Source organism: Streptomyces sp. NPDC018026 (assembly GCF_044327745.1).
Lineage (GTDB): Bacteria > Actinomycetota > Actinomycetes > Streptomycetales > Streptomycetaceae > Streptomyces > Streptomyces rubrogriseus.
In genome coordinates this window covers 540,352-553,127 of record NZ_JBIRFY010000005.1, presented here as the reverse complement: position 1 = coordinate 553,127, position 12,776 = coordinate 540,352, and the positions used below count along the sequence as shown (strand labels likewise).

The following is a 12,776-nucleotide window of genomic DNA, read 5'->3' as shown; positions in this document are numbered from 1 at the left end:
CGCCCCCAGTGCCCGTGTAACTGACCTTGATCGCAGGACAGTTACACGGGCACTGGAGTACGAACGGCCACACGTGTTTTCGATCACTCGAAAGGGTGATCATTCCGAGCCGAGAATCTCAGCTCCGCGTCATAAGTGCTATTCAGAGGTCATCGCTCGCGAGAACATGATGCGGATTCTGAGTACCTACACGTCGCCGCCCTTGATGTGCCGGGCCGGGTTGAGGCCCTGCTCCATCAGATCGACCGCCCACAGCATCGACTGGACGCCCTCCAGCTTCGCCAGGCCCGGGGTGGGACCGAGCCGGAAGCCGCCAGGCTGCGGCCTACCGGAGGCCGCGTACGGCAGGAAGTCGAGCGGGCTGTCGCCGGGGCTCGGGTAAACGACGCAGTCGGACAGCACGGCGAGCGGGTACAGGCCCGTCATCTTCGCCATGTTGCCCAGCTTGCGGTGCATGTTGATCCGGGCCTTGCTGATGACGGCGGCGCGGATGTCGGGGCGCCAGGTCGGCCGTTCCAGGGCCGGCCAGCGCTCGCCGTCCTTGTAGTGCTTGCCCTGCGGGCGTTCGCGGAGCTTACCGACGCCGCCCTTCACGGTCGCCTTGATCGCGGCCAGGACGGCGGCCAGGGCCGGGTCTGCCTGCTTGTGCTGCTCCATCGCGGCAAGGAACTGGCGGTCGTCCAGGTCCCGGGTGACGCCGAGGTCGGCGAGGGTGTCGACGTACGCGTTCTTGAGCCGATCGTGCCACGGGTCCAGGTACGCGCCGGTCTCGCGGCGCAGGTACGCCTCGATCGGGTGCACGTCATGGCCGAGCTCCTGGGCGTAGGCGACGGTGTGTGTCTGATACCAGGCCGGGCCCGTCGGGCGGGTGCCGTCCGGTGTGAACGGCGAGGGCAGGCGCGGGTCCAGCTCAATGTGGGAGAGGTCGACCAGCCAGGATCCGGGGATCTTCGGGTTGAACGTCGGGGCGTGGAAGTGGTCCGGTCCGGACAGGCCGACGACCAGGCGGGCCGCAGCGGCGAGGAAGGCGGTGTTGAGGTCCAGGCCGACCGCGAAGGGCAGCGTGCACTCCTCATCGGTGAGCAGATTCACCGACCGCACCCACTGGTACGCCTCTTCGTTGAGGAAGCCGCCGGTCCAGCCGCTGTTCACGACGACCGGGTGTTCCGGGGTGGCCTCGGGCGGTGCCGGGTCCATCGGCTCCGTGCCGAGGCTGCCCGGGTTGTAGGCGGACACCCAGTTCCCGGTCGTTTCGTCCCGCACGGCGCGCGTGGGCGGGCGCAGCGCCGTCATCAGCTCCAGGCCGGAGACGGCGGTGGAGCCGCGCGGGGTGATGACCCGCTGGGCGTAGATGCCAAGGACGCGGGCGATGTCGGCCGGCTCCATCTCGGCCACGCCGGGCCAGGACCGCTCATCGAGGGCGTCCCAGGACAGGATCGCCAGTTGCACGCACTGCCGCTCGCGCCCCTGGGCCTTACGGTAGATCCGAGCCCACGGCCCGAATCCGCGCTGCGTGAGCTGCCACTTCGCCTTCGCCACTTGCTTGACGACCGGGTGGTCCTCCGGTAGGCGCAGGGAGCGGCGTTGCTCGTGACCCTCCAGGCGTTCCGGCAGACCCAGCTTTACAGCGGCCGCGGCGGTGAGCACGATCAGCGGGTCGGAGTCCTTGCCGTAGCGGTTCAGCTTCGGCGCACCGAGCCCGGACTCGTGCAGCGTCCACTCCACCAGCTCCATCACCGTGGTCGCTGGGCAGTCCAGCACGATGCCGTCCGTGCTGTACGCGGAGCCGTCGCTGTCCAGCACAGCGAGTGGACCGTGCGGGAACCGCGGATCGGTCGCAGGCTTCACGGCCTTCTTCGCCACCGGGCGCCTGGACGACGTCGCGGCCGGACGGGCGGGACGCTCCGGCGCGGCCTGGACGGCCGGGGCCTCCACAGGCGCGGCAGTCTCCGGCTCGAGGGCGGCACCTGTGAAGGTCTCCCGCACCTTCGGCTGCGGCGCGCCGGCCGGAACCGAGGCGGCGGGGGCGCCGTGTGCAGGGTACTTCGCCGCCCAGCCCTGCAGCAGCCGCTGGTACGCCGACAGGCGCGGCTCCCGCGGCTCGGACCGCCCGTTCTCCCAGTTCTTCACCGTCTGCGGCGTCGTCTTCATCGCTGTTGCCAGACGGGCCTGGGTGATACCAGCGGCCTCACGCAGCCGGGCCCGCTCTGCCGGGGGCGGAAGCTGAGGCTCCTCCTCCAACAGAGCGTCAACCGATGCGAACAGCTCTTCCTCGGTCGCCATACGGCTTCACCTCCGCCCCGAACGCTAGCAGACTTACCCCAGTATTTAACCTTTTCTTTTACCCATCTGGCCTGCTGGGAGGAAACCGAGCGGGAGAGGAATGTTCACGACTGACCTGTTGCAGCGGAGGCTGAGTGATTCTCACCGAAGGTTGGTCAGAGTTCAGTCCTCCGGTTGCACGACCCGCTCAAGTACTGGAGGCCAGCCCGGGTGAAGAAGGTAGTCGCCCACTCCGGCGACCGCCCACGCTTGCCCGTCTCGCCGGAGGATGACGTTCGCCGTCCTGGCAGAAGCACCTGGTGCCAATGAGTAGTTGCCGCTGCCGTCCACGTCGAGGTCGGGTAGGTGGAAGAGGCGCATCAACTCCATGTCTGGACCGACGGGCCTGGGGCGCGACGCGATCCCCAGCTGGTCGGTGCTCAGGTTGTCGTAGCTGTCCCTGATCTCCCTTAGAGACACTCGAGAGAGATGTCGGAAGAGCGGGTGCTCCGGGCTGTCGACCGCCAAGGCCCGAACCAGTGAGTCGCGGTCCAGGCCAGAGGCCTGCGAATCTTTTAGGGCCGTCGGATTCCTGGACAGCCATGCCTGCGCCATGGCCAGCCTGAAGTCCGGCGTCATCCTCGGCCACACCGGCTCGACATCATCGCGGCCGACTGCCTGTATCCACTCCAAAGCAAACATGCCTGGGTCTTCTGTCATCCCCAACCCCTCTTCGACTATTTGGTTGTCGCCGATTCATTCGACGCCAGCTTTTAACATGTCAGTCCATGCGCCGCTGCCAGCGCTGCCGGCGACAGTCCAGCGACCACACCGACCACGCACTCAGCCTTCGGTGAGAACCGCTCAGCCTTCGCTGACACAGATCAACGACGCTCACTGTGTCCAGCGGGAGTGGGTGAAGCCCGGTTCCGGGAACGGCGATGGATAGCGTGCCCAGTAGTGGTTATCGCGCCTGGGAGTGCAGTCCGCTGGTGAGGTCGTCCTGGACCATGTCGTCTCGCTCAGCTGGCGTGAGCCACCGGGCGGACGAGCCGACGGCGGTCCGCTCCACCCACAGCACATCATCGACGGCCTCGGCGACGGCGTGCAGGTGGCTGATCACCATCACCAGGCGGTCGCCGCCGGCCTGGTCGCGCAGTACCTCCAGTGCCAGGTCCAAGGCGGTGGTGTCGAGGGCGGCAAAGCCCTCGTCGAGGAAGAGGGAGCCGAGAGCCGGCCCACTGCGGGAATGCAGTTCGGCAAGTGCCAGGGCCAGGGCGAGGGACGCCATGAACTTCTCCCCTCCTGACAAGCGATTCGGGTGGTGGGCGACCCCGGAGCTTCGGCTGATGATGTCGAAGTCGTCTGCGAAACCGAATCGGCCGTCGGACATCTGCCCGAGCAGGTCGCTGGCGACGCCGAGCAGTGCGCGGGTTCGCAGTGTGGTGAGGTGGCCCAGAAACTTGGCGTCGACCAGTTCGCGGCGTAGTACTTCGAGGGCTTCATAGCGGGCTTCGCCTGCGGTGATGGCGAAGTCCAGGTCAGCGGCCGGCTTGATCAGGTCCTGTGCTTCTCGCTGTCTGCAGCGCTGGTCTTGGGCTTCCTTGGTTGCCTGCGCGGCTGCGGCAACGAAGGGGTGAAGTGATGTGGGTGTCGTCAGGTCGGCTGAGGCGTCGAAGTCGTCGATGTCGGCGAGCACGGCTGCATGCTCGCCGAGGCGGCTTTCGGCGGCGGATGCGCGTTCTGTTGCCGTGGTGGCTCGCTCAATGAGCTTGTCGCCGAGCACTGAGGTCATCGCCGACAGGGCGGCGGCGTAGTGGCGGACCTCGGGGATCGTCGGTTGGGTGGGAGATTCTGGCAGCGCTGGCCGGTCGGCCTCCTCGAGTCGGGTGCGAGCTTGGTCTGCGGCCTGGGCCCACGCGTCGAGGTTGTCACGCAATTTGCCAAGGGGACGTTCCAGGCGGGCGTGGGTGTCGTGGTCGAGCGTGCGCTGATCGGCGAGCACCGCGGTCTTCTCCGCTCGGGCTGCTTCCCTCTGGTCGAGCAGCTCTTGGAGCTCGGCCTGCCGGGCGTTGACGGCTGTGGTGGCGGCGTCCGTCTGTCCGACGACGATGTCGATCGGGTTGTGCGACAGCATCGCCTGGATCCGCGGGGGAAGGATGCCGATGTCGGTGGCGGTCCTTGTCACGGCCCGGGCATGCCGCTCTTGAGCTGCGGATGCATTTCTTTTACCGCGATCATGTGCTTTCTTACGTTCTGTCAGCGTTTTGCGGTCCGCTTCGATTCCAGCGGTGCGGCGGTGCTCCTCGGCCTGCAGCTTTTCGGCATGTGCGGCGGCCGCGTGTTCGCATGCGGCGATGGCGTGGGTGATCACTGCGGTGTCCTGCTCGGGGTGGTGCTGGTGCGGTGATGCGGTGGTGCTGGCGGCGGGGGCGGCCAGGGCAGTGGTAGCGGCGGTCAGCCTTGCTGAGGCTGACCGGGCGTCGAAGTCCGTGCCTGCCTCGGTGGCCAGGGCCTCCAGGCTTCGGAAGGCTCGTTCCGCTGCCTGAGTCATCTCCTGCGCCGTCTGCTGTGCGCCTTGGTGCTCGTGGTTACGTTCGAGCACCGCGTTATCGGCTGCGGTCACGGTGGCGCGGGCTTCGGCGCGCAGGTCGACGGCCCTGTCGTGTGCGCTCTTGGCCTGCTCTCGTTGCGTGTTCGCCTCGGCCAGCTCATCCGCGTCGGTCGGTGCGGGGTGGAAGTCGACGGGTAGGTGCCGGCGGCATACAGGGCAGTCGTCGCCGGGGTGAAGTTCGGCGGCGATCGCGGCTGCCTTTTTCCGCAACCGCAGCGTCTCCAGGTGGGTCTCGGCCGCGATGAGATCTTTGTGGGCCGCGGATGCCTCGGCCTCCACCGGGCCGAGATCTTTGTGGGCGGATTCCTGCCGGCCCAGTGCGGTGGCGTGGGCGCGCGTGGTGTCAGCGACGCGCCGGGCCGCTGAGAGGGCCGCGTCCAACGCGGTGCGGACAGTTGTGCTGTGCGTACGGATCTGCCCGCTGGTCTCGGCGGCGGCACGGGCTTCCTCTGCCGCCGCTTCGATGTGTGCGACCCGTTCGGCAAGTTCCGCTTCCGCCGTGGCGATGGCATCGCGTTCGTCGTCGAGTTGTGTGGTGAGGGAGACCAGTCGTTCGCGTTCGCCTCGGTGTTCCTCGGCGGTTTCTGCCAGGGTCTTCAGGAGCAGTGCGGACTGGGCGAGGGCGTCCCGGCCTTCTCCTTGTCTCTCGGCCTCGGTGATCGCTCCGGTCATTTCCTCTTCCCTGGCCTCAGCCTGCTCGGCACGCCGGTCGAGGAGTTCGCGCCGGGTGGTGAGGTCGGTGGCAGCGCACTCGAGCGTGTCGAGGACGGTGCCGACGTCGGCCACCTGCCGCGCTGCCAGGCTCTGACAAGCGCTGGTGGCGGCCGCCGCGGTGTCCCGGGCTTGCGAGATCTCTTCCTGCAGTGCCGTGATGCGGACGACGGCGGTGTTCAGGCGTTCGGCCTGGGCTGTGGCCGCATCGGCGGCGGCTCCGGCGGCGGCGGCCGTCTCCTGCGGATTGTCCGGCATGGGGGCCCGTTTGGCTTTCGCATCGCCCAGGAGTTGCTGGAGCGTGCGGCCGTGGCGGGCGGCCAGGTTCCGCACTGCTTCCAGTGATTCGGCCCCGAACAGTTCGCGGAGCCGTTCGCTGCGCTCTTTGGGAGCGGCGGTGAGGAGCTGGTCGAACTTGCCCTGTGGGAGCAGCCCGACCCGCAGGAAGGTCTCGTAACTCATCTGCAGCACCGTCTTGATGCGGTTGTCGACGGCTGTGGCGCCGTCGGTCTCCTCACCGGTGTCCAGGTTTTTCAGGTGGTGCCGGCCCGCGTTCGGGTTGGTGGCGTGCATGGTGCGGTGGACACGCCAGTTCTGCCCGTCGTGTACGAAGGTGAGTTCGACGCTCATGGCCTGTGCGCCGTCGGAGATGAGCTGCCGGGGTTCCTTGGCGTCCCAGGAGCTTTTGCGGAACAGGGCGAAGGCGATGGCGTCGAGCAGGCTGCTCTTGCCGGCGCCGGTGTCGCCGAGGACCGCGACCAGGCTCTTGCCGGTGAAGTCGACGGTGGCCTGGGCGGGGTAGCTGCGGAATCCGGTGAGGGTGAGTGTCATCGGTTTCATCGCGTGGTCTCCGCGTCGGTGGTGTCGATGGCGGTCAGGATGCTGGAGCGGTCAAGGTTGTCGAGGGGTTGGCCGGAGAGGGCCGCGGTCAGCAGCGTCTCCTCGCAGCACGGTGCGGGGTCCTCGGGGTCGGGTTCGGCACGCAGGTGGGCAAAGGCGGTCATGGCGCGGTCCAGGGCCGGGCCGCCGGTGCCGCGGTCGGCGAGGTAGTCGTGCAGCAGGTCGTCGATGTCGGGCAGCTCGGTGGTGGAGGTCTGCCGGTCCAGCACGCGGTGGCCTGCGCCGGTACGGCGCTCGTCGATGTCGACGAGCGTCGCCTGGGGCAGCATCTTGGCGAGGGTGTCCGGCAGGGACGGGTCGAAGGTGTCGACGTTCACCACTGCCTTCACCCAGGCGTCGCCCACGCGGGCGGCGCGGTGGGCGATCTGTTCCAGGGTTCCTTCGAGGCGTACCAGACGGCGGCCTGCGGTGAGCGGTTCGAGTTCGATGCGGGGATTGGTGTCCGGCCCGATCTCGGCGAGTACGACGCTCTTGGTGTCGCCGGTCTCGCCGAAGTCCATCTGCAGGGGGCTGCCAGCGTAGTAGGCGGGGAATCCGGCACGGCCGACGGGCTGGGGTTTGTGGATGTGGCCGAGGGCGCCGTAGGCGACGTCGGGCAGGTCCGCGGCTGGGGCGGCGTACTCGGTGTTCAGGGAGATCCGCCGTTCCGAGTAGGACGGGGTGGCGCCTTCGATGAACAGGTGGGCGGCGTAGACGAGGACGTCCCGGGGGCCGCGGTCGGCGGTCAGGTGGCGGTAGACGTCGGCTTGGACGGTGCGCATCCGTTCGGCGTAGGTCGCGGTGGTCAGGGCGGGGTCGGCGAAGTCGTAGGTGAAGCGGTTGGGGTGCAGGTAGGGCAGTGCGCCGATGCGCAGGGTGAGCTCCCCGTTCCTGGTCGGGTATTCGGCGAGGAGCAGTCTGTCGGGGCGGGCGTCGGTGGCGAAGCGGACCCGGGTCTGGTCTCTTTCGCGGGCGCCCATGTCGTTGAGGACGTACTCCAGGAACGTCAGGACGTGCGTGGTGTCGTGGTTTCCTGCGACGACGACCACGGGCGCGATCGTGCCGAGGCGGCGCAGTGCCTGTGCCGCGCGGCGCATGTCGTCCAGGCTCGGGCGGGGGCTGTCGAAGAGGTCGCCGCTGTGGACGATCAGGTCGGGGGCGTAGTCCTCGGCGATGGCGATGATTTCGTCCAGGACGGCGTCGACTTCGCCGTCACGCCGGTGTCGGCCGATCTGGCGGCCCAGGTGCCAGTCGGAGGTGTGGAATACGCGTCCCGTCACGGGTGCCTCCAGAGGAACGGCCTGCGGGGCGGCGCGGGTTGCGTCGCCGCGGCCGGAGGTTCGAGGGCCTCGACTGTACCCCGAATCACTGGAAGAAGTCTGGAAAACCCTGGAACTCTGGTAGCGTCTGGTACATGAGTGATCCGCTGGACGCCCTGGAGAAGAGCATCGGCACCCTGCGCCGCGCGATCCGCGACGCCACCGCTGCCGGTGACACCGAACGCGCCGGCGAGCTGCGGATGCAGCTACGCCGCGCCGAGCGGGCCTGGGACGCCCTCCTCGACACCGATGGACCGGCAGCCGCCCCGCCCCCCTCCGCACCGCAGGCAGCTCCCACCGCCCGGGGATCGCAACTCCCGGCACGTGAACACGTCCACCGTGCCCTCATGCTTCTCCGAGCTCCGGCCGCGCCCAAGCTGATCGTGGGGGTCCACGAGGCGTTCTTCCCGGGCGAGCTGTCCGCGTCCAAACTGTCCAGCCTGCGCCGGGACGAGGAGCGTTCCTACCGCTCCAGTCCGGGAGCCCGGCCCTACTATCTGTGTCCCGCACTGGCGCACGATCTGCTGACACCGGTGCGGGCACTGATCAGCATCAGCACCTGGACTCTGGAGCAGCGCATCATCGGCCCGCTGTCGCCACGCGTGGACTTCCTCACCAGCGCGATCGGCATCGCCGAAGCGGTGCGGACCTCCTCCGAGTCCACTGCGGACGGTCCTACTCCCGAAGCCCAGCGGCTGCTGTGGCGCTTCGCCGCCAACATCCCCGATGCCATGCCGAAGACCGCTTCCGGTCACGAGGGTGCTCTGGATGCGCAGCGGGTGATCGGTGCGGCCGTGGCCGAGCTGGAAGTGCATACGGACGCCGACCGTGCCACTCGAGTGGCGGCCGCGCGGCGGGCACGCAAGTCGCTCGGAGACGACGAGCAGTTGTTCGGCGCGCCCTTGCGGGGTGTGACGCACCTTCGGTCGGCCCGCGCCTGATTCTCCTCTTCCCTGCATCCTTTTCTTCCCCGCAAGGATCTACGAGACCGTGAAAGAACCAGTCGACGACCGACTTACCGCACTGCGCGGCTCCGCGAAGCGCCTGGACTACAACGCCCGGTCGCTGGCGGCCCTGGAGAACAATCCGCGCTGCACGTTGCGCGCCCTGTTGGACGCCTCCGGATCTGACAAGGCCGCGATCGCCACACACGTCGGCCATCCTCCGTCCTTCGGCCAGTCCTCCTTCGCTCTCGCCCGCGGCAACGCCTTCGAGGCGATGGTGAAGGAGCATGGCTGCGCGGAGCTCCTGCGCGTATTGCGCGAAACCTTGGGGCTGACGCTGCCGGAGGTGGGCTACGAGGACCTGAACGACGTCGGTGGCGACGGCCGGTCCAAGCAGCGCCACGAACGCACCGAGGAGGTCTTGCTGCGGGCAGCCCGCGGCGAGAGCGAGGGCACCTTGTTCGACCACCCGATGCTGCGCCTGCACATCGGTGGGCACACCGCGTTCCTGGAGCCGGACCTGGTGGCCTTCCGTATCGACGGACGCTTCCACGTCGTGGAGATCAAGAGCTTCCCGATCATCGACGAGCAGGCGGACTCCGCACAGGTCCGGGCAGCGACCACGCAGGCGTGTGCGTACATCATCGCGCTGCGTGACCTGCTCGGGCGGGCCGGTATCGGCGCGGAGGCCGTCTCCGACACGATCGTGCTGGTCGCGCCGAAGGACTTCACCAACCGCCCGACCGGAGCGTTCGTCGACGCACGCAAGCAGGTGGCGGCCCTGAGCCGGCAGCTGTCCCGGATCGAGCGCATCGGGGACCTGGTGGACCTGCTGCCCGAGGACCTCACGTTCGACCTGGCACCGGATGCGGACGATCGCCCCCGGCGCCCGGCCGAGGAGCTGACCGAGGCGCTGGACCAGGTCCTCGTGACCTACCGCCCGGACTGCCTCAACCACTGCGAGATGGCCTTCTACTGCCGCTCCCGCGCCCGCGCGGAGGCCTCACTGGATGTCCTCGGGCCGGTCGTGCGCGAGCAGTTCGGCGGCATCGACACCACGACCATGGTCATGGGGCTCGCCCGCGGGGAGCTGACGCCGAGCGAGGATCAGGTGGAGATGGCCGCGGCCCTGCGGCACGCCGCCCGGCTGCGCGCAGAACTGGAAGACCTCGGGGGTGCGGCATGAGCACGCTGTCGGCACTGGCGCATGTGCAGGCGATGGAGTCGATGCAGGCGGTGACCCTGACCGAGTTCCGGCACCGGCACCTGTCCGCCCGGCCGCTGGTGATCGTCCCGCTGGCCATGGCCGGAGAGGCCGGTGCTCCCCTGGCCGCGATGGCCGGCTCCGCCAAGAGGAACGGGACCCTGCTCGTCGTGTCCCAGCCCCGCAACCGGGACCAGCGGTTCGAGTTCGCCGCGGGCCTCGGCCGGATCGTGATGGACTACATCGACTCCTTCCGCCAGGACCGCCGCGGGGAAGGCGAGCGCTCCCGGTATACCGACGCGCCTCAGATCCTGGTGCCCAGCCCCGGCGGAATCAAGGCCCTGGCCGACCTGGGCCGCATGTGCCGCTTCCGTGAAACGTCGGGCCCCTACGCGGTCCCGGACGTCGTACCGGAGTTCGGCATGTGGCTGACCTTCCTGGTCGACAGGGCCGAGCAGGCCGGCACCTCCACGCTGCTGCCCGTCACCGGCTTGCTCTCCGAGCACTGGGCGACCGGCCAGAGCACGCTGGAGAACCAGAACCTCGCCTCCCTCATGGCCTGGATCGCTCCCCCGCCGGGCTTGAGTGTCGAGCAAGCCATGGCCGAGGCGGAGAACCCGGACGTGTGCCCGCCGGCGGGCCCGGCGACCTCCCCCGAGTTCGACAACCGCGACCTGGCCCCGGCGATCAGGAGGTTCGACACGGCGCGCGCACTCGGCGACCCGCGCATGCTGGCCGCCGCCGAGGCCGAGCTGCGGGAGCTGATCGCGGGCCAGATCCAACCCACCTGGCGCATGGTGTGGGACGCCATATCGCTGCTGCGCTCCGTGCCCGAGGCTCCGCGGACCGCCAAGCGCTTCGAGGGCGACTGCAGGGCCTTCACGGACTACTCCGACTACCGTGACGCCGGCGGCCTCCCCCAGCGCAGACGGGACAACGCGATCGGTGCGGCCCGGCGGCTGGGCTGGCTTGAGCGCGCGCTGGCCGATTTCGAGTCCGACATGGCCTTCGACGATCGCTTCGTACTAGCCGACCGGCGCAGTGCCGGGGAGGCGTTCGCCGGGACGGTCGTGGAAGCCGACCCCGGCCGGACGGTCACCACGGACAAGAACAGGCGGGTGCCGCGACCGCGCATCACCGTCCGCACCGAAGACCCCGTGCGGCTGGCCGCCGACACGAAGCTGATCAGCCCGTCTCTGCCGGCCGGCCACAAAGCCGTAATCGTCTCCGTCGCCCCCGACGGCGACTTCACACGGGTCATGGTGGAGGTCACCGGCGGAATGGGACGCGGCCGCACCCCGAAGCAGGGCAGCGTGCCGGAACCGGGCCAGCGCCTCGCCTACCTGCCCGATCCCGGATGGCGCCCGGCACCGCAGTTCCCGGCCTCCGATGCCACCCCATGGACGCACAGTGCCGCCGGCGGGGCCGACGCCGACCCCGCCGTACCCCAGGACGCCGCCGCAGAGGAGTGGGGCAATGACGACTGATGCCAGCACGACACCCGACCCGCCCGCGCCCGATCCGGCAACGGCTGCCGCCGCTGCCACCCAGGCGGTCCTCGCGGACATGGCCGACGGTCGCCACAGGGCCGTGGTCGTCGACTCCCCACCCGGCGCCGGCAAAAGCACCCTGGTGGCCCGCGCCGCCCAGGAGCTCACCGACGGCGGCGAACACCCGATCATCGTCGCCCAGACCAACAACCAGGTCGACGACCTGGTCCTACGCCTGGCCAGGGAACACCCCGGCAGCTCCGTCGGGCGACTGAGCGCCACCGGCTACACCCCTCCCCCGGCCCTGGGCGCCCTGACGAACGCCACCGTCGGCCGCACCCTGGCCGACCTGTCCGGCTGCCGGATCATCGTCGCCACCGCCGCCAAGTGGGCCACCGTCCGCGACACCACATTCGGCTGGGCGATCCTGGACGAGGCCTACCAGATGCGTTCGGACATGCTGCTCCAGATTGTCGAACGCTTCGAGAAGGGGCTGTTCGTCGGCGACCCCGGTCAGCTGGACCCGTTCACAATTGTCGGCACCGAGCGCTGGATCGGACTGCCGCACGACCCCACCCAGAACGGCGTCAGCGTGATGCTGGAGCACAACCGGAACATTCCCGTGCACCGGCTGCCGGTCTCCTGGCGCCTGCCGCCCTCGGCCGCCCCCACCATCGCCCAGGCCTTCTACCCGTTCACCCGCTTCACCGCCGGAACCGAAAAGGACACCCGTTCCCTCGAGTTCCGCACCGCCGGGCTCGCCCGAACCGACCTGGACGAGACCCTCGTGCAGGCGTTCACCACCGGCTGGGCCCTGCACGAACTGCCCCGCCGCCATGTCCCGCGCACCGACACCCAGACCCTCCAGACCGCCGCCGACCTCGCCGGCCGACTGCTGGAGCGCGGAGCGGTCGCCACCTGCGAGCGCCACCAGAACGGCCGCGCCCTGGGCCCGGACGACATCGCCATCGGCGTCGCCCACCGCGACCAGGCCGACCTGGTCCGGGCCGCACTCGCCCGCACAGGCAACCCCAACGCGCCGGGGGTGGCCGTGGACACCGCGAACCGGCTGCAGGGCCGCGAGTTCGAAGTCGTCATCGTCGTGCACCCGTTGTCCGGCCGCCGTGACGCCACCGCCTTCCATCTCGAGGCCGGACGGCTGTGCGTGCTGGCTTCCCGCCACCGGCAGGCGTGCATCGTCGTCGCCCGTGAGGGCATCGCCGACCTCCTGGACAGCCATCCCTCGACCGACCCGGTGCACCTGTCCGTGCGCGCCAAGTTCCCGGACGGCTGGGAAGCCAACCAGATCATGCTGGACAAGCTCGCCCAGCACCGCGTCGCCGCCTGATCCAC

8 protein-coding genes are annotated in these 12,776 nt (G+C 69.2%); 4 read left to right on the top strand and 4 right to left on the bottom strand.

The window, feature by feature from the left end:
- Positions 1 to 186: 186 nt before the first annotated feature.
- The 4 genes from tap to ACH4D3_RS19595 all read right to left on the bottom strand — a co-directional run bounded on the left by tap (position 187) and on the right by ACH4D3_RS19595 (position 7,746).
- Positions 187 to 2,283: a telomere-associated protein Tap gene (gene tap / locus ACH4D3_RS19610; protein ID WP_398323544.1), complete on the bottom strand. Its 2,097-nt coding sequence runs from the start codon at positions 2,281 to 2,283 to the stop codon at positions 187 to 189.
- Positions 2,284 to 2,445: 162 nt separating this feature from the next.
- Positions 2,446 to 2,982: a hypothetical protein gene (locus ACH4D3_RS19605; RefSeq protein ID WP_398323543.1), complete on the bottom strand. Its 537-nt coding sequence runs from the start codon at positions 2,980 to 2,982 to the stop codon at positions 2,446 to 2,448.
- Between the two features lie 244 nt (positions 2,983 to 3,226).
- On the bottom strand, positions 3,227 to 6,427 hold the full coding sequence (locus ACH4D3_RS19600; RefSeq protein ID WP_398323541.1) for an AAA family ATPase: 3,201 nt from the start codon (positions 6,425 to 6,427) through the stop codon (positions 3,227 to 3,229).
- Positions 6,424 to 7,746, bottom strand: a complete 1,323-nt coding sequence (locus tag ACH4D3_RS19595; RefSeq protein ID WP_398323539.1) for an exonuclease SbcCD subunit D — start codon at positions 7,744 to 7,746, stop codon at positions 6,424 to 6,426. Before ACH4D3_RS19595 ends, ACH4D3_RS19600 begins: the two co-directional genes overlap by 4 nt.
- A gap of 134 nt (positions 7,747 to 7,880) precedes the next feature.
- Here ACH4D3_RS19595 and ACH4D3_RS19590 point away from each other — a divergent pair, with 134 nt between their 5' ends.
- Genes ACH4D3_RS19590 through ACH4D3_RS19575 form a run of 4 tightly spaced genes read left to right on the top strand, consistent with a single transcriptional unit; the run spans position 7,881 to position 12,771 of the window.
- The gene (locus tag ACH4D3_RS19590) at positions 7,881 to 8,726 is read left to right on the top strand and encodes a hypothetical protein (RefSeq protein WP_398323537.1); all 846 of its coding nucleotides are present in this window, start codon (positions 7,881 to 7,883) and stop codon (positions 8,724 to 8,726) included.
- Between the two features lie 49 nt (positions 8,727 to 8,775).
- A complete protein-coding gene (locus tag ACH4D3_RS19585; RefSeq protein ID WP_398323536.1) occupies positions 8,776 to 9,915 on the top strand; it encodes a hypothetical protein in 1,140 nt (379 codons plus the stop codon).
- Positions 9,912 to 11,420 carry a hypothetical protein gene (locus ACH4D3_RS19580; protein WP_398323534.1) on the top strand — a complete coding sequence of 503 codons (1,509 nt, stop codon included), beginning with the start codon at positions 9,912 to 9,914 and terminating at the stop codon, positions 11,418 to 11,420. Before ACH4D3_RS19585 ends, ACH4D3_RS19580 begins: the two co-directional genes overlap by 4 nt.
- Entirely contained in the window at positions 11,410 to 12,771 is a 1,362-nt protein-coding gene (locus ACH4D3_RS19575) for an AAA domain-containing protein (protein WP_398323532.1), read from the top strand. Before ACH4D3_RS19580 ends, ACH4D3_RS19575 begins: the two co-directional genes overlap by 11 nt.
- Positions 12,772 to 12,776 lie beyond the last annotated feature (5 nt).

Bases quoted from the DNA above. Each gene is read 5' to 3' on its own strand.
- tap (WP_398323544.1), bottom strand. From the start codon at position 2,283: ATGGCGACCGAGGAAGAGCTGTTCGCATCGGTTGACGCTCTGTTGGAG.
- ACH4D3_RS19605 (WP_398323543.1), bottom strand. From the start codon at position 2,982: ATGACAGAAGACCCAGGCATGTTTGCTTTGGAGTGGATACAGGCAGTC.
- ACH4D3_RS19600 (WP_398323541.1), bottom strand. From the start codon at position 6,427: ATGAAACCGATGACACTCACCCTCACCGGATTCCGCAGCTACCCCGCC.
- ACH4D3_RS19590 (WP_398323537.1), top strand. From the start codon at position 7,881: ATGAGTGATCCGCTGGACGCCCTGGAGAAGAGCATCGGCACCCTGCGC.
- ACH4D3_RS19580 (WP_398323534.1), top strand. From the start codon at position 9,912: ATGAGCACGCTGTCGGCACTGGCGCATGTGCAGGCGATGGAGTCGATG.
- ACH4D3_RS19575 (WP_398323532.1), top strand. From the start codon at position 11,410: ATGACGACTGATGCCAGCACGACACCCGACCCGCCCGCGCCCGATCCG.